The 24,339-nt window shown below is 54.2% G+C and carries 21 protein-coding genes and 1 pseudogene; 11 read left to right on the top strand and 11 right to left on the bottom strand.

What is annotated here, in order from left to right; genetic code table 11:
• Positions 1-8 precede the first annotated feature (8 nt).
• The gene (locus ACH0VJ_RS08015) at positions 9-896 is read right to left on the bottom strand and encodes a LysR family transcriptional regulator (RefSeq protein ID WP_000354962.1); all 888 of its coding nucleotides are present in this window, start codon (positions 894-896) and stop codon (positions 9-11) included.
• A 103-nt stretch (positions 897-999) separates the two neighbouring features.
• On the opposite strand from ACH0VJ_RS08015, the gene ACH0VJ_RS08010 reads away from it, so the two are divergent.
• Positions 1,000-1,410, top strand: a complete 411-nt coding sequence (locus ACH0VJ_RS08010; protein ID WP_024133366.1) for a CidA/LrgA family protein — start codon at positions 1,000-1,002, stop codon at positions 1,408-1,410.
• Entirely contained in the window at positions 1,403-2,092 is a 690-nt protein-coding gene (locus ACH0VJ_RS08005; RefSeq protein WP_001067096.1) for an LrgB family protein, read from the top strand. The genes ACH0VJ_RS08010 and ACH0VJ_RS08005 overlap by 8 nt, the downstream gene beginning before the upstream one ends.
• Positions 2,093-2,130: 38 nt before the next feature.
• Here ACH0VJ_RS08005 and actP read toward each other — a convergent pair whose 3' ends face one another.
• The 3 genes from actP to acs form a co-directional block, all read right to left on the bottom strand.
• Positions 2,131-3,780 (bottom strand): cation/acetate symporter ActP, encoded by a 1,650-nt coding sequence (gene actP / locus ACH0VJ_RS08000; RefSeq protein ID WP_079833528.1) that lies wholly within the window; start codon positions 3,778-3,780, stop codon positions 2,131-2,133.
• Positions 3,777-4,091, bottom strand: a complete 315-nt coding sequence (locus tag ACH0VJ_RS07995) for a DUF485 domain-containing protein (RefSeq protein ID WP_000999620.1) — start codon at positions 4,089-4,091, stop codon at positions 3,777-3,779. Before ACH0VJ_RS07995 ends, actP begins: the two co-directional genes overlap by 4 nt.
• A 237-nt stretch (positions 4,092-4,328) precedes the next feature.
• Positions 4,329-6,287, bottom strand: coding sequence for an acetate--CoA ligase (gene acs / locus ACH0VJ_RS07990; RefSeq protein WP_000083877.1), 1,959 nt, complete (start codon positions 6,285-6,287; stop codon positions 4,329-4,331).
• A 431-nt stretch (positions 6,288-6,718) separates the two neighbouring features.
• On the opposite strand from acs, the gene nrfA reads away from it, so the two are divergent.
• From nrfA to gltP, 7 genes and pseudogenes are all read left to right on the top strand, one after another.
• Positions 6,719-8,155, top strand: coding sequence for an ammonia-forming nitrite reductase cytochrome c552 subunit (gene nrfA / locus ACH0VJ_RS07985; RefSeq protein ID WP_000101770.1), 1,437 nt, complete (start codon positions 6,719-6,721; stop codon positions 8,153-8,155).
• A gap of 111 nt (positions 8,156-8,266) precedes the next feature.
• The gene (nrfB, locus tag ACH0VJ_RS07980; RefSeq protein WP_000115065.1) at positions 8,267-8,833 is read left to right on the top strand and encodes a cytochrome c nitrite reductase pentaheme subunit; all 567 of its coding nucleotides are present in this window, start codon (positions 8,267-8,269) and stop codon (positions 8,831-8,833) included.
• Positions 8,830-9,501, top strand: coding sequence for a cytochrome c nitrite reductase Fe-S protein (gene nrfC, locus ACH0VJ_RS07975; RefSeq protein WP_001278018.1), 672 nt, complete (start codon positions 8,830-8,832; stop codon positions 9,499-9,501). The genes nrfB and nrfC overlap by 4 nt, the downstream gene beginning before the upstream one ends.
• A complete protein-coding gene (nrfD, locus tag ACH0VJ_RS07970; RefSeq protein ID WP_000199634.1) occupies positions 9,498-10,454 on the top strand; it encodes a cytochrome c nitrite reductase subunit NrfD in 957 nt (318 codons plus the stop codon). Before nrfC ends, nrfD begins: the two co-directional genes overlap by 4 nt.
• Positions 10,447-12,685, top strand: a pseudogene (gene nrfF, locus ACH0VJ_RS07965) (heme lyase NrfEFG subunit NrfF). Before nrfD ends, nrfF begins: the two are co-directional and overlap by 8 nt.
• Positions 12,682-13,302, top strand: a complete 621-nt coding sequence (nrfG, locus tag ACH0VJ_RS07960) for a heme lyase NrfEFG subunit NrfG (RefSeq protein WP_000083235.1) — start codon at positions 12,682-12,684, stop codon at positions 13,300-13,302. Before nrfF ends, nrfG begins: the two are co-directional and overlap by 4 nt.
• A 344-nt stretch (positions 13,303-13,646) precedes the next feature.
• Positions 13,647-14,957 carry a glutamate/aspartate:proton symporter GltP gene (gene gltP / locus ACH0VJ_RS07955; protein ID WP_000793278.1) on the top strand — a complete coding sequence of 437 codons (1,311 nt, stop codon included), beginning with the start codon at positions 13,647-13,649 and terminating at the stop codon, positions 14,955-14,957.
• Between the two features lie 157 nt (positions 14,958-15,114).
• Here the strand turns inward: gltP and yjcO are convergent, their stop codons facing one another.
• The 6 genes from yjcO to ACH0VJ_RS07925 all read right to left on the bottom strand — a co-directional run bounded on the left by yjcO (position 15,115) and on the right by ACH0VJ_RS07925 (position 21,132).
• A complete protein-coding gene (gene yjcO, locus ACH0VJ_RS07950) occupies positions 15,115-15,804 on the bottom strand; it encodes a Sel1 family TPR-like repeat protein YjcO (RefSeq protein ID WP_000771454.1) in 690 nt (229 codons plus the stop codon).
• A 176-nt stretch (positions 15,805-15,980) separates the two neighbouring features.
• Complete coding sequence (fdhF, locus tag ACH0VJ_RS07945; protein ID WP_077906127.1) at positions 15,981-18,128, bottom strand: formate dehydrogenase subunit alpha; 2,148 nt, start codon at positions 18,126-18,128, stop codon at positions 15,981-15,983.
• Positions 18,129-18,482: 354 nt separating this feature from the next.
• Positions 18,483-19,391, bottom strand: a complete 909-nt coding sequence (lpxO, locus tag ACH0VJ_RS07940) for a lipid A hydroxylase LpxO (protein ID WP_000457029.1) — start codon at positions 19,389-19,391, stop codon at positions 18,483-18,485.
• 257 nt (positions 19,392-19,648) lie between these two features.
• A complete protein-coding gene (gene phnO / locus ACH0VJ_RS07935) occupies positions 19,649-20,083 on the bottom strand; it encodes an aminoalkylphosphonate N-acetyltransferase (protein ID WP_001536166.1) in 435 nt (144 codons plus the stop codon).
• A 150-nt stretch (positions 20,084-20,233) separates the two neighbouring features.
• Positions 20,234-20,677: a VOC family metalloprotein YjdN gene (yjdN, locus tag ACH0VJ_RS07930; RefSeq protein ID WP_001131305.1), complete on the bottom strand. Its 444-nt coding sequence runs from the start codon at positions 20,675-20,677 to the stop codon at positions 20,234-20,236.
• A 119-nt stretch (positions 20,678-20,796) separates the two neighbouring features.
• Entirely contained in the window at positions 20,797-21,132 is a 336-nt protein-coding gene (locus ACH0VJ_RS07925; RefSeq protein ID WP_000056482.1) for a zinc ribbon domain-containing protein YjdM, read from the bottom strand.
• 467 nt (positions 21,133-21,599) lie between these two features.
• Between ACH0VJ_RS07925 and proP the strand changes: the two genes are divergently transcribed.
• Entirely contained in the window at positions 21,600-23,102 is a 1,503-nt protein-coding gene (proP, locus tag ACH0VJ_RS07920) for a glycine betaine/L-proline transporter ProP (RefSeq protein WP_000919710.1), read from the top strand.
• 69 nt (positions 23,103-23,171) lie between these two features.
• Positions 23,172-23,261, top strand: coding sequence for an LpxT activity modulator PmrR (gene pmrR / locus ACH0VJ_RS07915; RefSeq protein ID WP_000844399.1), 90 nt, complete (start codon positions 23,172-23,174; stop codon positions 23,259-23,261).
• A 7-nt stretch (positions 23,262-23,268) separates the two neighbouring features.
• Here pmrR and pmrB read toward each other — a convergent pair whose 3' ends face one another.
• Positions 23,269-24,339, bottom strand: coding sequence for a two-component system sensor histidine kinase PmrB (gene pmrB, locus ACH0VJ_RS07910; protein WP_001212189.1), 1,071 nt, complete (start codon positions 24,337-24,339; stop codon positions 23,269-23,271).

The following is a 24,339-nucleotide window of genomic DNA, read 5'->3' as shown; positions in this document are numbered from 1 at the left end:
CCCATGGTTTACGGTTGTTTCAGCCAAAACCCTTCGCAACAGGTTAACCATGCCCGGGCGCTGTGCGACAGATACACGCCCTCCCGCCAAATCATGCCCAACTGCCAGCGGAGATCGCTTTCCAGCGGTAGCCAGCGCAGCGTGGCCTTATCCAGACGCTGACAAATCGGTTCCGGCAAAATGGCGATGCCGACGCCCGCTTGCACCATAGCGGCGAGAAAATCCCATTGACCGCTGCGCACGGCAATCCGTGGTTTTACGTCATGCTGGCTAAATAAGGTCATCAACTGGCGGCTCAGGGCAAAGTCTTCGTTATAGATAAGAAGAGGATGCTCCGCCAGAGCTTCAGGCGCGATGGAGTCGCAGGTTGTCCACTGACCTGAACGGGGAACCAGCACGCACAGCGGATGACTGAACAGCGATAATGTCGTTAGCCCGCTCGCTTCTTCCACCGGGAGCGCGGTCATCGCAACGTCCAGCTCGCCATTCATTACCGCCTGCTGTACCGTCAGGCCGCCAAACTCCGAAATTTTGAGTTCAACGCCTGGGTAGCGTTGTCGAAACAAACTGATTGGCCCGGCCATCAACATGCCGACCATCGGGGGAATACCCAGCCGCAGCACGCCCTTATTGAGATGGTTAATATCGCTCAACTCGGCCTCTAACTGGCGAAACTCAGCGAGGATCGCCAGACCGCGTTCAAACACCACGCGTCCGGTATCGGTCAGCAATAACTTACGTCCGTCGCGGATCAGTAGCGTACAGTTAAGCTCATCTTCAAGATTTTTCAGCATCTTGCTAATGGTGGGCTGGGTGACAAATAACTTCTCCGCTGCGCGGGTGAAACTTTGCTGGCGCACCACCTCGACAAAATAACGCAGCGTTCTGATATCCATGATTATTCCTTCCGACTATGCCTGCAATGATTTTAATTCATTTCTGCCCGTGACGGAGGTTCTCTATACTGGCGCTCCGTATTATTTTTCAGGACATTCCCTCATGGCTGTGGCGATAAGCCGCGTTACGCCTGCCGTTGTGCAACGGCTCCAGGTACCGGTTCAGGTACTGCTCTATGCAGGTTTATTCATTTTTTCCCAATATCTTGTCTCCTGGCTGCACCTGCCGTTGCCCGCGAATCTGGTCGGCATGGTGTTTATGTTGGCGCTGATCGTTTGCCGGATTATTCCGCTTAGCTGGGTACGCGCAGGCGCACGCTGGCTGCTGGCGGAGATGCTGTTATTCTTTGTTCCCGCCGTCGTGGCGGTAGTGAACTATGCCCATCTGTTACTGGTGGACGGCTGGCGCATTTTCTCGGTGATAGCGATCAGTACCTTAATGGTACTCGGCGCGACGGCGTGGGTGGTGGATAAAGTGTATCGCTATGAGATGAGTAGGCTAAACCGTGAATAACGTTCAGTTAAGCGTACTGTGCCTGGTGATTACGCTGGGAATTTACTTCGCCAATAAGCGCCTGTATCGCCGTTTTCGCAAACTGCCGTTGATGCCATTAGTGTTGACGCCGGCACTGCTGGTGTTAATGCTGGTGTTCGGTCATATCTCCTGGCAAAACTACATTGGTGAATCGCACTGGCTATTGTGGCTGCTCGGCCCGGCGACCATTGCCTTTGCGGTGCCGGTGTACGATAACCTCGCGATTATCAAACGTCACTGGATGTCGCTCACCGCGGGCGTAGTGACGGCGACGGTGGTGGCGGTCACCAGTTCCGTTTGGCTGGCGCGTCTGTTCACGTTATCGGATGAGATTCAGCGTAGTCTGGCGGTACGTTCCGTTACCACGCCATTTGCGCTGGCGGCGGCAGAACCCCTGGGCGGGCAGCCAGATCTGGTGGCGCTGTTCGTGGTCGTCACTGGCGTGTTTGGCATGGCGGTCGGCGACGCGCTATTTTTGCGTCTCTCTATCCGGGAAGGCATGGCAAAAGGGGCAGGATTCGGCGCGGCGTCACATGGGGCGGGCACGGCGCGTTCCTATGAACTTGGTCAGCAGGAGGGCGTCGTCGCCAGTCTGGTAATGATGCTGTCCGGCGTGGTGATGGTGCTGGCAGCCCCGCTGGTGGCGAGGGTGATGTTCTGATTTTCCTCCGACCCACAGGGCCGGAGGAAACGGTAAGATTAATGCGCACGCCCTTGTTGTACGCCGAATCCCGTTTGGGAGCGGATAAACTGAGCGCGGAACTGCTCACGTTCACGGTTGCCTTCTGCCGAGTTATCGGTGGCCGAGAAAAACCAGATCCCCAGGAACGCCACGCTGATAGAGAACAGCGCCGGATACTCATACGGGAAGATCGCTTTTTCGTGGCCGAGGATCTGCACCCAAATGGTAGGGCCAAGAATCATCAGCACCACCGCTGTCAGTAAACCTAACCAGCCGCCCAGCATAGCGCCGCGCGTGGTCAGTTTTGACCAGTACATGGAAAGCAGAATGATGGGGAAGTTGCAGCTCGCGGCGATAGCAAACGCCAGGCCCACCATAAAGGCGATGTTCTGATTTTCAAACAGGACGCCGAGGATAATGGCGATCACGCCCAGCACCAGGACGGTGATTTTCGACACCTTCAGCTCTTCACGTTCGGTTGCGCCTTTGCGGAACACGTTGGCGTACAAGTCATGCGACACCGCCGATGCGCCCGCCAGCGTCAGACCGGCGACCACTGCCAGAATGGTGGCAAACGCCACTGCCGAAATAAAGCCGAGGAACAGGTTGCCCCCTACCGCGTTGGCCAGATGTACCGCCGCCATGTTATTGCCGCCAATCAGCGCGCCCGCGGCATCTTTATAGGCTGGATTTGCCCCCACCAGCATGATAGCGCCGAAGCCGATAATAAAGGTCAGAATGTAGAAATAGCCCATAAAACCGGTGGCATAGAACACGCTCTTGCGCGCTTCGCGGGCATCGCTGACCGTAAAGAAACGCATCAGAATATGCGGCAAGCCGGCGGTGCCGAACATCAGTCCCAGACCCAACGACAATGCCGAAATCGGATCTTGCACCAATCCTCCTGGGCTCATAATCGCCGTGCCTTTCGGGTGTACCGCCATGGCTTCGGTAAACAGATTATTGAAGCTAAAGCCGACGTGTTTCATCACCATAAAGGCCATAAAACTGGCGCCAAACAGCAACAGGACGGCTTTGATAATTTGCACCCACGTTGTCGCCAGCATCCCGCCGAACAGCACGTACATCATCATCAGCACGCCGACCAGCACCACGGCGATGTGATAGTTGAGGCCGAACAGCAGTTCAATCAGTTTACCGGCGCCGACCATTTGGGCGATGAGATAAAGCGCCACCACTACCAGGGAGCCACAGGCCGAAAGAATACGGATTGGCCCCTGTTTCAGGCGATAAGAGGCAACGTCAGCAAAAGTATAACGTCCCAGATTACGCAGGCGCTCGGCAATCAAAAACAGGATGATTGGCCAGCCGACAAGGAAGCCCAGCGAATAGATCAGCCCGTCATAACCGGAGGTAAACACCAGAGCGGAAATGCCGAGAAATGACGCGGCGGACATATAGTCGCCGGCAATCGCCAGCCCGTTCTGGAACCCGGTGATATTGCCGCCAGCGGTGTAGTAGTCGCTACGGGAACGTACGCGTTTAGAGGCCCAGTAGGTAATACCGAGCGTAAACACGACGAAAATCAAAAACATGATAATCGCCTGCCAGTTGGTGGGCTGGCGTTCAACCGCGCCGCTAATGGTATCCGCCGCATGAGCGGCGAAGGGGAGTGCGGCGGCAAGCGCCGTCAGAACTCTCTTCATAATGCTTTCACCTCATGCAGTACGGCGTTATTAAGACGATCGAATTCGCCGTTCGCCCGCCAGATATAAATTCCGGTCAACACAAAAGAAATCACAATCACCCCGACGCCAATGGGAATTCCTCGGGTGACGCTGGTTCCCGCATGTAGAGGCGTGCCCAGCCAGCCAGGCGCGAAGGCGATCAGTAAAATAAAGCTGATATAAACCGCCAGCATGATAACCGACAGAATCGTGGCAAACCGTTGCCGTTTTTCAACTAATTCCCTGAAACGCGCACTGTCTTCTATCCGCTGATAAATTTGGTCATTCATCACAGAGCTCTCCAGAGGTCCCCCTGCGTCTTTCGCGCTACAGGCGCGTTGGCCGCACTCGCGCGCCCCAGCCACATAGTGAACTATGCTGCTGGGGATGTGCTCGCTTGCCGCCTTCCTGTAACACGAAATCCTTTGGGGGAGGGTTTTTATATTTCCCTCCCGCTCAGGGGAGGGGTAGGGATAGGATTTGTAGGCCCGATAAGCAGCGCGCCATCGGGCATTTCACGGTTTTGGTTATGACGGCATCGCGATGGCCTGCTTCTCTTCGAGCAGTTTCTCCACCACGCCAGGATCGGCGAGAGTCGAAGTATCGCCCAGATTGCTGGTATCGCCCGCCGCGATTTTGCGCAAAATGCGGCGCATAATTTTGCCGGAACGGGTTTTTGGCAGTGAGTCGGTCCAGTGCAGCACGTCCGGCGTCGCCAGCGGGCCAATCTCTTTACGTACCCAGTTGCGCACCTCCGCGTACAGTTCTGGCGACGGCTCCTCGCCGTGGTTGAGCGTCACATAAGCGTAAATCGCCTGGCCTTTGATAGCGTGTGGAATACCCACCACCGCCGCTTCGGCGATCTTCGGATGCGCCACCAGCGCTGACTCGATTTCCGCCGTACCCAGACGGTGGCCGGAGACGTTTAACACGTCATCCACGCGACCGGTGATCCAGTAATAGCCGTCTTCATCGCGACGAGCGCCGTCGCCGCTGAAATACATATTCTTAAAGGTAGAGAAATAGGTCTGCTCAAAACGTTCATGATCGCCGAACAGAGTGCGCGCCTGGCCCGGCCAGGAATCGGTGATGACCAGATTGCCTTCCGTCGCGCCTTCTTGCGGATGGCCTTCGTTATCCACCAGCGCAGGTTGTACGCCAAAGAAAGGACGGGTGGCGGAACCGGCTTTCAGTTCGATAGCGCCTGGTAGCGGCGTGATCATAAAACCGCCTGTTTCAGTCTGCCACCAGGTGTCGACGACCGGACATTTTTCCTTGCCGATCTTCTTCCAGTACCATTCCCACGCTTCGGGATTGATCGGCTCGCCGACGGAACCCAGAATGCGCAGTGAAGAACGGTCGGTGCCTTCAATGGCTTTATCGCCTTCCGCCATCAGCGCGCGGATGGCCGTCGGGGCGGTATAGAGAATGTTGACCTGGTGTTTGTCGACCACCTGGCACATGCGAGCGGGCGTTGGCCAATTCGGCACGCCTTCAAACATTAAGGTGGTCGCGCCGCAGGCCAGCGGGCCATACAACAGATAGCTGTGCCCCGTCACCCAACCCACATCGGCGGTACACCAGTAAATATCGCCAGGGTGATAATCAAAGACATACTTAAAGGTGGTCGCGGCGTAGACCAGATAGCCGCCGGTGGTGTGCAGCACGCCTTTCGGCTTGCCGGTGGAGCCGGAGGTATAAAGGATAAACAGCGGATCTTCGGCATTCATCGCTTCAGGCTGGTGCTCAGGGCTGGCTTTTTCAATCAAATCGCGCCACCACAGGTCGCGGCCTTCTTGCCAGTCAATGTCGCTGCCAGTGCGCTTCAGGACGATCACATGCTCAACGCTAGTGACATTCGGGTTTTTCAGCGCGTCATCGACATTCTTTTTCAGCGGGATACTGCGTCCGGCACGTACACCTTCGTCAGCGGTGATCACCAGCCGCGAGCTGGAGTCGATAATGCGTCCGGCGACGGCTTCCGGCGAGAAGCCCCCGAAGATCACCGAATGCACCGCACCGATGCGGGCGCAGGCCAACATTGCCACCGCCGCTTCCGGCACCATCGGCATATAAATCGCTACAACATCGCCTTTTTTAATGCCCAGATCCAGCAGTGTATTCGCGAAACGGCAGACATCGCGATGCAGTTCGCGATAAGAGATATGTTTACTCTGCGACGCGTCATCGCCTTCCCAGATAATGGCGGTGCGATCGCCATTTTCCTGCAAATGGCGGTCAAGACAGTTCGCCGCCAGATTCAGCGTGCCGTCCTCGTACCATTTAATCGACACATTGCCTGGCGCAAAGGAGGTGTTTTTCACTTTTTGGTACGGCGTGATCCAATCGAGAATTTTTCCCTGTTCGCCCCAAAACGTATCGGGGTCGTTAATAGACTGTTTATATTTAGTCTCATACTGCTCTGGATTTATCAGGCAACGATCCGCAATGTTGGCGGGAATGGCGTGTTTATGTGTTTGGCTCATGCTGTTGTTCTCCTTGTAGGATGTTAATAATATGTCGCATAAACGTTAAATGTAGGGTCTTAATAAGTTTTGTTTAGTATTTGGGCGACAGATCACGCAAAAAGGGAACTGTGCAAATAAGCAGCAATCTATTTTTTGATTGTGTCCCGCAAAATTAGATAAATTTTCGGGATAACATGACGTTATATGAAATTTTTAAAAAAAGTGATCCGTGTCCGGAAATCAGAAAAGAGAGGGAGTTTTGTCCAGGTTACTAACTCTAAAGTGGTATTTTACATACACTTACAATTGATTAAAGACAACATTTTAAGTGTGGTTATTTGTTACACATAGAGGAGAGCAATGTAATAACAGTATTTGTGCGGTTGCTGTTATGGAAAACGATAAAAAATCGCCATTAAAGATAATGGCGCAATCTGGATGAGACCTCTATGGCAAGGAAAACACTACGCGCACGCCGTTTCTTCAGCCTTATATTTCCTTTTTTCTTCATTACCTCTGTTTACGCTGAGCAAACGCCTGAATCCGCAAAAACCGTTACTGTTGAAGCGAAAAATGAAATGTTCGCGCCTCAACACCCCGACCAATATCAGTCATGGAAAGCGACGTCAGAACAGTCTGCCCGTGAAGATGCGCTGGCGGAAGACCCTCGTCTGGTGATCCTGTGGGCGGGCTATCCCTTCTCCCGTGATTACAACAAACCACGCGGCCACGCGTATGCGGTAACTGACGTGCGCGAAACACTGCGTACCGGCGCGCCAAAAACGGCGGAAGACGGCCCGCTGCCGATGGCCTGCTGGAGTTGTAAAAGCCCCGATGTCGCGCGCCTTATCCAACAAGAAGGCGAAGACGGCTACTTCCATGGCAAATGGGCGCGCGGCGGCCCGGAAATTGTCAACGATTTGGGCTGTGCCGACTGTCATAACACCGCGTCGGACGATTTCGCCCAAGGGAAGCCAGCGTTAACGTTGTCGCGCCCCTATGCCGAACGGGCGATGGAGGCTATCGGCAAACCGTTTGATAAAGCGGGACGATTTGATCAGCAATCGATGGTCTGCGGTCAGTGCCACGTGGAGTACTACTTTGACGGTAAAAACAAAGCCGTTAAGTTCCCGTGGGATGAGGGCATGAAGGTCGAAAATATGGAGCAATACTACGACGCCATCGCCTTCTCCGACTGGACTAACTCGCTGTCGAAAACCCCAATGCTCAAAGCGCAGCACCCGGAATATGAAACCTGGAGCGCGGGCATTCACGGTAAGAACAACGTGACCTGTATCGACTGTCACATGCCGAAAGTACAGAACGCCGAAGGCAAGCTCTACACCGACCATAAAATCGGCAACCCGTTCGACAATTTCGCGCAAACCTGCGCCAACTGCCACACCCAGGACAAAGCGTCCCTGCAAAAAGTGGTCGCCGAGCGTAAACAGGCGATTCATGACCTGAAAATCAAGGTTGAAGATCAGCTGGTACATGCGCACTTCGAAGCGAAAGCCGCATGGGATGCGGGGGCGACAGACGCGGAAATGAAACCGATTCTGAACGATATTCGCCACGCGCAGTGGCGTTGGGATCTGGCGATTGCGTCACACGGTATTCATATGCATGCCCCGGAAGAAGGTCTACGGATGTTAGGCAGTGCGATGGATAAAGCCGCGGATGCCCGTACTAAACTGGCGCGACTGCTGGCGACCAAAGGCATTACCCATGAAATTCCGCTGCCGGATATTTCGACGAAAGAGAAGGCGCAGAAAGCGATTGGTTTGAATATGCAACAAATCAACGCGGAGAAGCAGGACTTCCTGAAAACGGTCGTACCGCAGTGGGAAGATCAGGCGCGTAAAAACGGTCTGTTAAGCCAATAACCTCACATGTGACAAATTTGCCGGATGACAGCGCAAGCGCTTTATCCGGCCTACAGAAGTCTTGTAGGCCTTAAAGCTGCGCGCCATCAGGCATTATGTAATGGAGTGAATATGAGCGTATTACGTTCGTTATTAACTGCTGGGGTGCTGGCGTCAGGCCTGTTCTGGAGCCTGAGTGGAATTACTGCCACGCCAACGCCGCAGGAGTCGGATCAACGCTGGACGGTCACCCAGCAGCGTAATCCGGATGCTGCCTGTCTGGACTGTCACAAGCCGGACACCGAAGGTATGCACGGTAAACATACGGGCGCTATCAACCCGAACAATAAATTGCCGATAACCTGTACCAACTGCCACGGTCAACCGTCGCTTCACCACCGTGAAGGGGTGAAAGATGTGATGCGTTTTAACGACCCGATGTATACGGTAGAGCAACAGAACAGCGTCTGTATGTCCTGCCACTTGCCTGAACAACTGCAAAAAGCGTTCTGGCCGCACGATGTTCATGTTACTAAAGTGACCTGCGCCAGTTGCCATTCCCTGCATCCGCAGCAAGACACGATGCAGACGCTAAGCGAGAAAGGGCGGATCAAAATATGCGTGGATTGCCACAGCGATCAGCGTACTAACCCGCACTTTAACCCGGCGTCCGTTCCGTTGCTTAAGGAGCAGCCATGAGTTGCACCCGACGTCAATTTATTACCCGCGTCGGCGCGCTGGCGGCGATCAGTGGGATGGCAGGACGCGTTGTAGCGAACACGTTGAATATTAATGGCGTGCGTTATGGCATGGTACACGATGAGTCATTATGCATCGGCTGCACGGCCTGCATGGATGCCTGTCGGGAAGTCAACAACGTGCCGGAAGGCGTATCGCGCCTGACGATTATTCGCAGCGAGCCGCAGGGGACGTTTCCTGATGTGAAATATCGCTTCTTCCGCCACTCGTGCCAGCATTGCGACCATGCCCCCTGCGTTGACGTCTGCCCGACCGGCGCATCATTCCGCGATGCCGCCAGCGGTATTGTCGACGTGAACCCGGACCTTTGCGTCGGCTGCCAGTACTGCATTGCCGCGTGTCCCTACCGCGTGCGCTTTATCCATCCGGTGAGCAAAACGGCGGATAAGTGCGATTTCTGCCGGAGAACCAACCTGAAAGCGGGCAAACAGCCCGCCTGCGTTGAGTCATGCCCGACGAAGGCGCTGACGTTTGGTAATCTGGACGATCCCAACAGCGATATCTCCCGTTTGTTGCGGCAGAAAACCACCTACCGCTACAAGCTGGCGCTGGGCACAAAACCGAAGGTCTACCGCGTTCCCTTTAACTATGGGGAGGTGAGCCAATGACATCCGCTTCTGCATTTCATTTTGCATCACTGGTGTGGGACTGGCCCATCGCCATCTATCTGTTCCTGATTGGCATCTCCGCCGGACTGGTTACGTTGGCGATTCTGCTGCGCCGCTTCCATCCGGAGGCGGGCGGTTCGGACAGCACGCTGTTGCGCACTACGCTGGTGTTAGGGCCGGGGGCGATTATTCTTGGTCTGCTGATTCTGGTCTTCCACCTGACGCGTCCGTGGACCTTCTGGAAGCTGATGTTCCACTACAGCTTTACCTCGGTGATGTCGATGGGGGTGATGCTGTTCCAGTTGTACATGGTGGTGTTAGTGCTGTGGCTGGCAAAAATCTTTGAAAAAGAGGTGATTGCCCTGCAACAGCGTTGGCTGCCGCGGTTAGAGATCGTGCAGAAAGTGTTGGCGCTAATAACGCCGTTTCATCGCGCGCTGGAGACGTTAATGCTGGTACTGGCGGTTCTGCTCGGAGCGTACACCGGCTTTCTGCTGTCGGCGCTGAAATCCTATCCGTTCCTGAATAACCCGATCCTGCCGGCGCTGTTCCTGTTCTCCGGCATCTCCTCCGGCGCGGCGGTGGCGCTGATCGCTATGGCGTTACGCCATCGTAGCAACCCGCACAGCACCGAGGCGCGCTTTGTACATCGCATGGAAACCCCAGTGGTATGGCTGGAGATCTTCCTGCTGGCGGCCTTTTTTATCGGGCTGGCGCTGGGCGATGACGGCAAAATGCGCGCGCTGGCGGCGGCGCTGGGCGGCGGATTCTGGAGCTGGTGGTTCTGGCTTGGGGTCGTAGGGCTGGGATTGATTATCCCGCTGCTGCTGAAACCCTGGGCAAATCGTAGCGTCACGTTTCACGGCGTGCTGGCCGTTTGCGTCGCCAGTTTGACCGGCGTGCTGTTGCTGCGCTTTTTCATTCTTTATGCGGGACAGCTAACGGTTGCATAATCTGGACATCTTCCTTCCTGAAGCCGGATTTCTGGCGCTGTTGTTGAGTCTCGGGGTCAACGTATTGACCCCGCTGGCGACGTGGTGCGGGATGGCGCAGCATTGGCGTGGCGTCATGCGCCTGACGACCTGCGGCGCGTGGACGGCGTTCACGCTGCTGCTACTGGCGTTTGCGATTCTGGTTAGCTGTTTTCTGACCAGCGATTTTTCGGTCGTTTATGTTGCGCAGCATAGCCATAGTCAGTTGTCATGGGGACTGAAACTGGCGGCGGTATGGGGCGGTCATGAAGGCTCGCTCCTGCTGTGGGCGCTGCTTCTTTCGGGGTGGACGGCGCTATTCGCCTGGCGCTCCCGGCATGAATCTGACGCGCTTTTTCCGCTGACCCTGAGCGTCTTGTCCCTCATTATGGCTTCGCTGCTGCTATTTATTGTGCTGTGGTCCGATCCGTTCCTGCGTATTTTCCCTCCCGCCATGGAAGGGCGCGACCTTAATCCCATGCTGCAACATCTGGGGCTGATCTTACATCCGCCGCTGCTCTATCTGGGTTATGGCGGCCTGATGACCGCGGCGAGCGTAGCGCTGGCCTCGCTACTGTGCGGCGGCTTTAACGCGGCAACCGCCTGGGTGTGCTGGCGCTGGGCGTTACCCGGCTGGTGCGCTCTGACGCTGGGGATCATTCTCGGATCGTGGTGGGCGTATTGCGAACTGGGCTGGGGCGGCTGGTGGTTCTGGGACCCGGTGGAAAATGCCTCATTGTTGCCGTGGCTTGCCGCCAGCGCGTTGCTGCACAGTCTGTATGTCAGCCGCCAGCGCGGGGGCTTCCGTCACTGGTCGTTGCTGCTGGCGATACTGACGCTGATCCTCTCGTTGCTGGGAACGCTGATTGTGCGTTCCGGCATTCTGCTTTCCGTCCATGCTTTTGCGCTGGATAACGTGCGCGCGGTGCCGCTGTTTACCCTTTTTGCCGCGTTAAGTCTGGCATCGCTTGCTCTGTACGGCTGGCAGGCGCGGGAGCCGTATCCGGCGACGCGTTTGGGCGGCGGAAAGCGCGAAACGCTCATTCTGGCGACGCTGCTGCTCTTTAGCGCCGTCTTGTTGATCGTGCTGGTCGGGACGCTCTACCCCATGATTTATGGTTTGATGGGCTGGGGAAGGCTTTCGGTGGGCGCGCCCTATTTTAATCGCGTCACGCTGCCGTTTGGCCTGCTGATGCTGGTAGTTATCGTGCTGGCGACAATCAGAAGCCGCAAAGTCTCTGTGCATCGTCAGCTTCCGGCATTGCTGGCGCATACGGGCGTATTTATCTTCGCCGCCGGGATTATGGTTTCCAGCGGCAGTCGGCATGAAATCAGCCTTAACCTCAGCCCCGGTCAGCAGGTGGTACTGGCGGGCTACATTTTCCGCTTTGAGCGCCTGGATCTGGAGGCCAAAGGCAACTACACCAGTGAAAAAGCGCGGATCACGTTGTGGCGGAATGAAAAACGCATTGGCAGCCTGCAGCCTGAAAGGCGCTTCTATGCCGCGCGTCGTCAACAGATGATGGAGCCGGGGATTCACTGGAACCTGCTACATGACTGGTACGCAGTGATGGGCGAAAAAACCGGACCGGATCGTTACGCCATGCGCTTATACGTGCAGACCGGCGTGCGCTGGATCTGGGGTGGGGGATTGTTGATGGTGTGTGGCGCGCTGCTGAGCGGATGGCGGGGGAGGAAGCGTGATGCGTAAATTACTCACAGCGTTGCCGGATGGCGGCGTAAACGCCTTATCCGGCCTACAGGATGCGCAAACCGTAGGCCGGATAAGCGTAGCGCCATCCGGCAGAAAGTTTTTACTCTTAACGATCGTCCTGTTTTTAATCACCTTCGCCACCCACGCCCAGGTGGTGGATACCTGGCGCTTTGACAATCCACAACAGCAGGAAAAAGCGCTGTCTATTGCCGGTCAACTGCGCTGTCCGCAGTGTCAGAACCAGAATTTGCTGGAATCCAATGCGCCCGTGGCGGTCAGTATGCGCCATCAGGTTTACAGCATGGTGGCCGAAGGTAAAAGCGAAGCGGAAATCACCGCCTGGATGACCGACCGTTATGGTGATTTCGTACGCTACAACCCGCCGTTGAATGAGCAAACGCTGCTGTTGTGGGCGCTGCCGTACCTGCTGTTATTGCTGGTGGGCGTGGTGGCCTGGCGGGTGAGAAAGCGTCAGCACGCAGGAGAGGGGGAACAATGAGCCAGTCTGAACACTCCACTGCGCCGTTACGTCCCATGCCCGTAAAGCGTCTGGCGGCTGCGGCGGTGTTGATGGTGGCTGCCTGTGTCGGCGGCTATCTGTTGACGCCGAAATGGCAGGCTGTGCGTAGCGAGCAACAGCGTCTGGCCGATCCGCTACGTGACTTTACGAACCCGCAAACGCCAGAGGCGCAGCTTTCCAGGCTGCAAGAAAAAATCCGCGCCAATCCGCAGGATAGCGAGCAATGGGCGCGGCTGGGCGAGTATTATCTCTATCGCAATGCGTATGACAATGCGCTGCTGGCATATCGTCAGGCGTTGCGTCTGCGAGGCGATAACGCGCAGCTTTTCGCCGCGCTGGCAACGGTGCTGTATTACCAGGCCGGGCAACATATGACGCCTGCGACGCGTGAAATGATTAATAAAGCGTTAGCGCTGGATGCGACAGAAGTGACCGCGCAGATGCTGATGGCGGCGGATGCGTTTATGCAGGCGGATTATGCGCAAGCCGTGTCGCTGTGGCAAACCTTACTGGATGCTAACTCACCGCGAGTGAACCGCGCGCAGCTGGTAGAGGCCATTAATTTGGCTAAATTGTTACAAAATCGGCAGAAATAATTTTTTCTTTTTTGTGACTTTTGTCATGTGTGCTGTTTAAAAAAACGGCGAATGAGACACAAGTAAAAATTAATTACCTCAGTGTATTATTCGTTTTTGACGAAGTAAAAAACTTTCCATAACAAATAGTTATTCATCATTAACGCCATAAACTCGCGTTATTATGCATAAAAACAGCCAAAAGCCCTGTTATGAAAGGGTTGCGCAAGACGCTATGCAAATGATACTGATTATGCGCGTTAAAAAACTCTACAAACCAACGCAACACAAATCATACCCTTTCAGTATGTATTGCTCTCATGCTTTCGGCGGAGAGCAACGCTTCATCGAGGAAGTCTGTTGTTATGAAAAATTTGAAAGTCAGCCTGGCCTGGCAAATTTTGCTGGCTATGGTGCTGGGCATTCTGTTGGGCAGCTATCTGCATTATCACAGTGACAGTCGTGAATGGCTGATTGCCAACCTGCTGTCGCCTGCTGGCGATATCTTTATCCATCTGATTAAAATGATCGTCGTGCCGATCGTGATCTCGACTCTGATTGTCGGCATCGCCGGCGTTGGCGATGCGAAACAGCTAGGCCGTATCGGCGCCAAAACCATTCTCTATTTTGAACTGATCACCACGGTGGCGATTATCCTCGGCATTACGCTGGCGAATGTCTTTCAGCCAGGCTCAGGCATTGATATGTCGCAACTGGCGACCGTCGATATTTCGAAATACCAGAACACCACGGCGGAAGTACAAAGTCATGCGCATGGGCTGATGGGGACGATACTGTCGCTGGTGCCGACCAATATCATCGCATCGATGGCCAAAGGGGATATGCTGCCAATTATCTTTTTCTCGGTCCTGTTTGGGCTGGGGTTGTCATCCCTGCCGGCAACGCACCGCGAACCGCTGGTGACGGTATTTCGTTCCATCTCTGAGACCATGTTTAAAGTCACCCATATGGTGATGCGCTATGCGCCAGTGGGCGTTTTTGCGCTGATCGCCGTCACGGTGGCGAATTTTGGTTTCGCGTCGCTGTGGCCGCTGGCGAAACTGGTGCTGCTGGTACACTTTGCCATTATCTTCTTTGCGCTTGTAGTGCTGGGCATCGTGGCGCGCCTGTGCGGGTTAAGTATCTGGATTCTGATTCGCATTCTGAAAGATGAATTGATTCTGGCGTACTCGACCGCCAGCTCCGAGAGCGTGCTGCCGCGCATTATCGAGAAGATGGAAGCTTACGGCGCACCAGCCTCTATCACCAGTTTCGTGGTACCGACCGGTTACTCATTTAACCTCGACGGCTCCACGTTATACCAGAGCATCGCCGCCATTTTTATCGCGCAGCTATACGGTATCGACCTGTCGCTGTGGCAGGAAATTGTACTGGTGCTGACGCTGATGGTGACGTCGAAAGGGATTGCCGGCGTGCCTGGCGTTTCCTTCGTGGTGTTACTGGCGACGCTGGGCAGCGTGGGCATTCCGCTGGAAGGGCTGGCGTTTATCGCCGGTGTCGACCGTATCCTCGACATGGCGCGTACTGCGCTAAATGTGGTGGGGAATGCGCTGGCGGTGCTGGTGATCGCCAAGTGGGAACACAAGTTTGACCGCAAAAAAGCGCTGGCCTACGAGCGCGACGTGCTGGGCAAATTTGATAAAACCGCCCAATAACGGATTGCCGGATGGCGCTTTGCTTATCCGGCCTACAGCGAAAGAGAATGTAGGCCGGATAAGGCGTTCACGCTGCCATCCGGCAACCTACTCCGGGTTGCCTGATGGCGCTACGCTTATCAGGCCTACAACGACTACGTTCATCCGGCAATAAACATCAGCCATTCGTTAGCGTTTCGAACTCTTCGCAACCGGTATCAAACCCTTCCAGACAGCTTAGATTCAACCAGTGCAACGCCTTCTGCTTATTCTTTTCAATAAAGCCCGGTTCACCGTTTAAAAACATCATTCCCGCCCAGTATTCTGAATAGCCGGTACGGGAAATGGCGGAACTGCGTTTGAAATACCAGGCGGCTTTTTCATCATCGGCGGCAATGCCCACGCCGTTGGCGTAAATCAGGCCAAGCAACATTTGCGCATCCACCGCGGAGTCGTTATCCAGATCTTCAGAGGCCTTTTGCAGCAGCGAGATGGCTTTTGGGTAGTCCGGGCGCCCGGCCTGGGTGTTGACCAGGATCCGCGCCAGCGTAATTTCTCCCGCTTTACTGCCCGCGTTAGCCGCCTTTTCAGCCAGCTTTTTCGCGTCGGGATAATCCAGGCTTACCGGATTAGTGATTTTGATTTGCGCCAGTAGCGCGCAGGCGTCGGCGTCGCCACTGTCGGCGGCTTTTTGCGCCCAGTATTCAGCTTTGTTCAAATCGCCATAGCTCAACCAACTGTCGGCCAGAAAATATTGTGCGCGTCTGTCACCTGCCTCTGCTGCCTGCAAATACTGGCTACCCGGCTCAGGATCTGCGGCATGGGCAAAGAATGTCATAAACAACATCAATGCAAGAAGTAGTTTCATTTTGAATTTTATTTAGGGTACGGAAAAGACAGTATAAAGAGATCGTATGGATAAAAAAACAGCCTCCGGGCGGAGGCTGTTATAGGGAAAATGCCTGATGGCGATGCTAATGCATCTAATCAGGCCTACAGTAGACGCAGGCCGAATAAAGCATTCTGATGCCGCCATCCGGCAGATCAACCCATTGCGCTTTCGCGCAGGCGGGTTTTCAGCTTGTTGTACTCATCAATCACATACTGCTCGGCGGCTCGCTGATCGGCGATCGGCTCAACGCGTACGGCGCAGTATTTGTACTCCGGCGTTTTGGTAATCGGGCTGAGGTTTTCAGTCACCAGCTCGTTACAGGCGCCAATCCACCACTGGTAGGTCATGTAAATCGCCCCTTTGTTTGGGCGATCGCTGACCTGCGCGCGGGTGATGATTTTGCCTTTGCGCGAATGAACCCACACCAGCGCTTCATCTTCAATGCCCAGACGCGCGGCGTCGGCGGTATTGATTTGCGCATAGCCCGGTTCATCGGCCAGCGCGGCCAGCGCCGCACAGTTACCGGTCATTGAGCGGCAGGAGTAGTGGCCGACTTCGCGCACCGTCGACAGTACCATCGGGTACTCTTCGGTGAGTTTATCGATAGGCGCTACCCAGTCGCAGGTGAAGAACTGCGCCAGACCGTTGGGGGTATCGAACTTCTCTTTAAAGAGGTACGAGGTTCCCTGATCGGCATCCGACGTGTCGCGGCATGGCCACTGGATATAGCCCAGCTCGCCCATTTTCTCGTAAGTGGCGCCGTAGAAATCCGGGCACAGATGACGCAACTCATCCCAGATCTCCTGGGTGTTGTTGTAGTGCATCGGATAGCCCATCCGGGTGGCGATTTCACTGATAATCTGCCAGTCGGTTTTCAGGTCCCACTTCGGCTCAACGGCTTTAAAGAAGCGCTGGAAGCCACGGTCAGCCGCAGAGAAGACGCCTTCATGCTCGCCCCAGGAGGTGGAGGGTAAAATCACATCCGCCGCCGACGCGGTTTTGGTCATGAAGATATCCTGCACGATGACCAGTTCCAGATCCTCAAACGCTTTACGTACTGCAGAGAGTTCCGCATCGGTTTGCAGCGGATCTTCACCCATAATGTACGCCGCGCGCACTTCGCCATGCGCCGCACGGTGCGGCAGCTCGCTGATGCGATAGCCGGTATGCGCAGGCAGACTTTCTACGCCCCAGGCTTTAGCGAACTTCTCGCGGTTTTCCGGGAACTTAACGTACTGGTAGCCCGGATAAGTATCCGGCAGCGCGCCCATATCGCACGCGCCCTGAACGTTGTTCTGGCCGCGAACCGGGTTAACGCCCGCGCTTGGCTTGCCGAGGTTGCCAGTCAGCATCGCGAGGCTGGTCAGTGAACGCACGGTTTCCACACCCTGATAGAACTGGGTGACGCCCATACCCCACAAGATCGCTGCGCTTTTCGCGCTGGCATACATCCGCGCCGCCTGACGAATTTCCTGTGCGCTCACGCCAGTGATCTCTTCGACGGACTCCGGCGTATAGCCTTCGACAATCTTACTGTACTCTTCAAAACCTTCGGTACGGCTGGCGACAAACGCTTTGTCGTACAGGTTTTCTTCAATAATGACATGCCCCATGGCGTTGAGCAGCGCGATATTCGAGCCGTTTTTCAACGCGATATGCATGTCAGCGATGCGCGCGGTTTCAATTTTGCGCGGATCGCAGACGATAATTTTCGCCCCGTTGCGTTTAGCGTTAATTACATGATTCGCCACGATAGGGTGGGAATCCGCCGGGTTATACCCGAAGACGAACACTAAATCGGTGTTATCAATTTCATTGATAGCATTACTCATTGCGCCGTTACCGACCGATTGGTGCAGACCTGCAACCGAAGGGCCGTGTCAGACACGAGCGCAGCAGTCAACGTTATTGGTACCAATAACGGCGCGCGCGAATTTTTGCATTACATAGTTGGTTTCGTTACCTGTGCCGCGCGAAGAGCCGGTGGTCTGGATAGCGTCCGGACCGTACTTCGCTTTGATCGCGCTCAGGCGATCGGCCACGTAATTCAGCGCTTCATCCCAGGAAACAGATTCCAGTTTGCCGCCACGCTGGCGACGGATCATTGGGGTTTTCAGGCGCGGGGTCAGGATCTGGGTATCATTAATAAAATCCCAGCCGTAGTAGCCCTTCAGACACAGGGTACCCTGGTTGGTTTTCCCCTGCGCCGCCTCAGCCCGGACGATTTTGCCGTTATCGACCACCAGATTGATTTTGCAACCTGATGCGCAATACGGGCAAACCGTGACGACTTTTTTCATCGGTTTCGCTCCAGTTAATCAAATCGCGCATACGCGCTGTCGCCCTCAGTATGCATGTTTTATGCCACTTTTTTAGTATGGGCTTTCCCTGATATTACGGGCGAATTTTGCTCAAAACCCTGACGAAAAACAGGCTATCGTCAGTTTTGACGTGTCGAAAGAAAATGCCGCATGACATTTATTATGGGGAGAAACGCTGAGCGCAGGCCAGATAAGGCGGAGCCGCCATCCGGCAATCTGCTCTGCCTGAAGTGGAAATTATCCGGATGGATAGATTCAAGGCCAGGGAACGCTTTGAGACTAACGCCAGGATAGAACAGGCCGCGGCAGGCAGTTCCATACCGCGGCCCGGCTTCAGAGGAGGCTGAAAAGGATTATCGCGGCAAAAATAGCGGCAATAACGAGATATTTCAGCGCGTAATAGAGAGTGCGGTTTTTCTTTTTCAGCCGTTGCCCGGCATCGCGTGCTGCGTGAACGTATTTAAAGATGCGATTAATCGCACCGGTGCGATCGTTCTCGTCGTTTGGCGAACTGGCGGCGGACATCAACGATGCGCCGACCCAGTGGTTTACGCTCTGCGCCCAGCGCCATTTCATTGGACGCTCAATATCGCAAAAGAGGATAATACGCGTCTGCTCAGTTTTATTTTCCGCCCAATGAACGTAGGTTTCGTCGAAGATGACGGCTTCGCCGTCGCGCCAGCTATGGCGCTGTCGATCAACTTCAATAAAACAGCGGTCGTCATTCGGTGTGCTTAATCCAAGATGGTAACGTACTGAACCGGCATAGGGGTCGCGATGTTTTCCCAGATAGGCCCCGGGAGGCAACTCGGCGAACATCGCCGCTTTAATAGAGGGGATGCTGTTGACCAGCTTTGTCGTTATCGGGCATAACGTTTCCGCCGACGGGTGGGCATCGGAATACCATTTAAGGTAAAACCGTTTCCAGCCGCGCTTGAAAAAGGTGTTGAATCCGGCGTCGTTATTGGCCTGCGCGGCTTTTATGTGATGCTGAAGCCGTAGCGCCTCTTCACGAATCACCTGCCAGTTTTCCGTCAGCTTCTGCAGCTCTGGAAATGCCGTGGTATCAAAGTACGGCTGCTTTGCCGGTAACGTTGAGAAGCGAGTCATGAACATATTGATCGGCGCCATAAACGTCGAGTGGTCAAAGAGCTGACGGGAAAGTTTTTGTTTTTCCACCCCGCGTGAATGCGCATAAATGACGCTGATAATAAAAATACCGATAATGATTGCTGCGAACATAACGTCACTGTCCTTCTAAGAAAACCTCATCCCGGGATTTTCAGGCAACCCTCCCGGTGATGCCAAAGAGAAAAGTGTAGTTCGTTGACAATAAATTTACATTTCTACAACTTAAAAGGGCCATTTTTGCTAAAGAAGCGAGTCTGCCCGTTTAACCTTTATCCAGGCTTGTCGACAGTAGAATTGAGATGGCTCCGCTACTTCACCCGGTGACGGCTGATTACGTTATGCCTTATCTCCTGATGACGGCTGCCCGATCACAATGCTTTCGTAAACCGAAAATGACTTTGCTTGTAACCTTCGCGAAGATAAAAACGGTGTGCATCGCGGCGTTTAATATTTGTGGAAAGCTCCGTTAGCTCGGCACCAGCCTGACGAGCTTCTTCTTCTGCCCAGGCCAGAAGCTGACTGCCAATTTTTTGTCCCCGCATCGGCGGTAATACCACCAGCTCCTGAATTTCGCCAATCCAGTTGGCATGATGGAGATGAAACTGCATATGCAGGCTGATCATGCCGACTACCTCTCCGTTGCGCAGCGCTAAACGATAATGAACGTTGGGGTCCAGTAAATTAGCGGCAAACCCATCCCTGAAAGCCTGATAATCAAGCTCATTTTTAAGTAACTCACAGATAAGCGCGTAAACAGAATCGGTATCCTCTGTTGTCGCGTGGCGTAATTCACAGACTGACATAATGTCCTCCCGACGCTTCATCAGGATCAACCATCTTTCGACAGACTGTAGCAAACTACCGTCATGATTTATTCTATGACAGTTAAACGGCGGATAACGTGCAGCCAAAGATCACTCTGATGGCAAGGGGGAGGGCGAGCCTCCCGGGAGTTAGGTGGCAGGCTGATGTTTAACCACGTTAATCATCCACGGCACACCGAAACGATCGCTGACCTTGCCGAAACCCTGCGCCCAGAAGGTCTCCTGCCAGTCCATTTCGATTTGCCCTTGTGCGGCAAGGTTATCAAACCAGCGCTTCCCTTCTGCTACATCCTGGGTATCAAGCACCAGCGTAAAGCCGGAATAATGCGCCGTTCCCGACGGGCTGGCATCACTCATCATGATATCGCTGCCGGCAATGCGCATGTTGGCGTGGGCGATAGCAGTATCGGGAAAGCGCATTCCTGACGGGCAGCCCTCTTCGTTATCCGCCGCCGAGGGGGGCATTTCACCGAAGCTGAGTTTATAAAGCAGTTCTGCGCCTAACGTTTGTTGATAATACGCGATGGCGTCGGCACAGTTGCCGGCAAAAGAGAGATAGGGACTTAACGGCATGATGGTTACCTCAGGTAAGAGATGCTCGTTAAGTGTAGTTCGAAATTGGCACAATATTGTCGGTGGCAGGGCCGCTCAGGCCCGGTAAGCGAGGCGCTACCGGGCAATGACACGGTAAATCAGTTCTTTTTCACGAACTCGGATTTCAGTTTCATCGGGCCAAAACCATCGATTTTGCAGTCGATGTTATGGTCGCCTTCAACCAGACGAATGTTCTTCACTTTGGTGCCGATTTTCAGCATGGAAGAGCTGCCTTTTACTTTCAGATCTTTCACGATGGTGACGCTATCGCCGTCTGCCAGCAGGTTGCCGTTGGCGTCTTTGACAATCAGCTCATCGCTCTCCTGAGCGGGTTCCGCATCGTTCCATTCGTGAGCGCATTCCGGGCAGATGAACATGCCGTTATCTTCGTAGGTATATTCGGAGTTACATTGCGGGCAGTGGGGTAATGACATGTTGGTATCCTCAAAAAGTCAGCGGGGGCAAACGCGCCCAAAAATGGCAGATCGCCGAAAAAGGCCGCAATTATACACAAAATCCTTAGCGTTGTCGGGACTATTGCCGCTTTTATAAAAGGGTCTGCGCCACGCCAGTCAGCAATGGTTTACACTCAAATAACCGCTTTTTTACTGTCACCACAGCGCATTAGGGCGTCCTTATTTACACCTTTTGACCGAATTGACATATATGTGTGAAGTTGATCACATATTTAAACCCTGTTAGGGTAAAAAGGTCATTAACTGCCCATTCAGGCGTCAACAGGTTCGGTTGTACAGTCCGTAACCGGACAGTGTAAGTAAACCTGCTACGCTTGTATGAGGGATAGCGTTCGCGCCCCTCCCTCCGCTCGACGGCGACGCTGGCGCGGTATGCCAGTGCCCGCCGTATATAGCGCTACAGGGCTTAGCCTATGAGGACAGCTATGCTGAAAAGGAAAAAAATAAAACCGATTACACTGGGCGATGTGACCATCATTGATGATGGTAAACTTCGCAAAGCAATTACCGCCGCCTCGCTGGGCAACGCGATGGAGTGGTTTGATTTTGGTGTTTATGGATTTGTTGCCTACGCGTTGGGTAAAGTCTTTTTCCCCGGCGCCGATCCCAGCGTCCAGATGATTGCCGCGCTGGCCACGTTTTCCGTTCCCTTCCTGATTCGTCCGCTCGGCGGGTTATTCTTTGGTATGCTCGGCGATAAATACGGGCGCCAGAAGATCCTGGCGATCACGATTGTGATTATGTCGATCAGTACCTTCTGTATCGGGTTAATCCCCTCTTACGCGACGATCGGTATCTGGGCGCCAATACTGTTGTTGCTGTGTAAAATGGCGCAGGGCTTCTCGGTTGGCGGGGAATATACCGGCGCGTCGATCTTTGTCGCGGAATATTCGCCGGATCGTAAACGCGGATTTATGGGAAGCTGGCTGGATTTTGGTTCCATCGCCGGGTTCGTGCTGGGCGCGGGCGTGGTGGTCTTAATCTCGACGATTGTCGGCGAGGAGAATTTCCTGGAGTGGGGCTGGCGTATTCCGTTCTTTATCGCCTTGCCATTGGGAATTATCGGTCTCTACTTACGCCATGCGCTGGAAGAGACGCCAGCGTTTCAGCAGCACGTGGATAAACTGGAGCAGGGCGACCGCGAAGGGTTGCAGGATGGGCCGAAAGTCTCCTTTAAAGAGATTGCCACCAAACACTGGCGTAGCCTGTTGTCATGTATCGGTCTGGTGATTGCCACCAACGTGACCTACTACATGCTGCTCACCTACATGCCGAGCTACCTGTCGCATAACCTGCACTATTCTGAAGATCACGGCGTGTTGATTATCATCGCCATTATGATCGGGATGCTGTTTGTGCAGCCGGTGATGGGGCTGCTGAGCGACCGTTTCGGTCGACGTCCGTTTGTGATTATGGGCAGCATTGCGCTGTTTGCGCTGGCGATCCCGGCCTTCATCCTGATTAACAGTAACGTTATTGGCCTGATTTTTGCCGGTTTGTTGATGCTGGCGGTGATTCTGAACTGCTTTACCGGGGTGATGGCCTCGACATTGCCGGCGATGTTTCCGACGCATATTCGTTACAGCGCGCTGGCGGCGGCTTTTAATATCTCTGTATTGATTGCCGGTCTGACGCCAACGCTGGCGGCCTGGCTGGTGGAAAGCTCGCAGGATCTGATGATGCCGGCGTATTATTTGATGGTCATCGCGGTGATAGGCTTGATTACCGGTATTTCCATGAAAGAAACGGCCAATCGTCCGCTAAAAGGCGCAACGCCAGCGGCGTCGGACATCCAGGAAGCGAAGGAAATTCTGGGCGAGCATTACGATAATATTGAGCAGAAAATCGACGACATCGATCAGGAAATTGCGGAGCTGCAGGTCAAACGTTCGCGTCTGGTACAGCAACATCCGCGTATCGATGAATAAATTTCGCGCTTAAGGTTCGCTTAATCTCTCGCGGGCATACTCTCCTCCATACCTTTGGAGGAGAGCGTCATGAAAAGCTATATTTATAAAAGTTTGACGACCCTGTGTAGTGTGCTGATTGTCAGCAGTTTTATCTATGTGTGGGTCACGACGTATTAAACGCCTGTTATGCCTTTTTCAACAGCACCCAGGCACGGGTGCCTGTTCTTTCCGTACGGTTTTGCAGGAAAAACTGTCCCTGATGTAGCTGGGTGATGCGGCTGACGATACTCAGCCCCAGGCCAATTCCGCCATAACGGCTGTCCATCCGCACGAACGCTTCGCTTAGCTTCCCGCATTTGCTTTCATCAATACCCGGCCCCTCGTCTTCGACCGCCATAATAGCGTCGGGGTCGGCGCTAATGTGGATAGTGATATGGGTTCCTTCAGGGCTATAGCGATGCGCGTTTTCCACCAGATTTCGCAACAGCATACGCAGTAACGTCGCATCACCGCGCACCACCACGTCCGCCGCGCTTTCCGGCAGCAACAGAGTTTGCTGGCGCGTTTCCAGCATGGTGTTCAGCTCATCGTAGGAGGGGAGGATCACATCTTCCAGCAGTTTTACTTCCTGATAATTCCCGGAAGAGAATGACTGGCCCACGCGCGCCAGTTGCAGAAGCTGGGAGACGCTATCCATCATCTGGTCAAGACGGGCGATAAGCGGCGCGACATCAACATTGTGGGTTTTTGACAATAATTCCAGGTGCAAACGCACCCCCGACAGCGGCGTGCGTAGCTCATGGGCCACATCGGCGGTAAAAAGGCGTTCATTGTCGAGCGTGGTGGTCAAACGCGTAACCAGTTGATTGATCGCCGAGACGACGGACTCAATCTCAAGCGTGGAGCTGTGAATGGCGATCGGCGCCAGATTATCCGCCGTCCGCGCTTCCAGCTCTTTTTGCAGTTCGGCGAGCGGACGGGTAATACGCCGTACCGCCTGGTAACAAATTAGCAGCGTCAGGCTAACCATAAATACGCCGGGGACGATCAGGCTGGCGACCGCCTCGCGAATTTCGTGCATGATATGGCGATCGTTGTTGCGATTATCCCGCAGCGCCTGCTCGAACAATTGGATTTGCTCAGTGCTTTCATGCCATAACCAGAAGGTACTGATTAACTGGAACACCAGCAGAATAAGACCAATTGTCAGCATTAAACGCTGGCGAAGGGTCATCGCTCTTCGCTGAAAACGCAT

The sequence above is a fragment of the Salmonella sp. 2020_1459 genome (genome assembly GCF_043847915.1).
In the GTDB taxonomy this organism is placed as follows: Bacteria; Pseudomonadota; Gammaproteobacteria; order Enterobacterales; family Enterobacteriaceae; genus Salmonella; species Salmonella enterica.
This window is presented reverse-complemented; position numbering and strand designations above follow the sequence as displayed.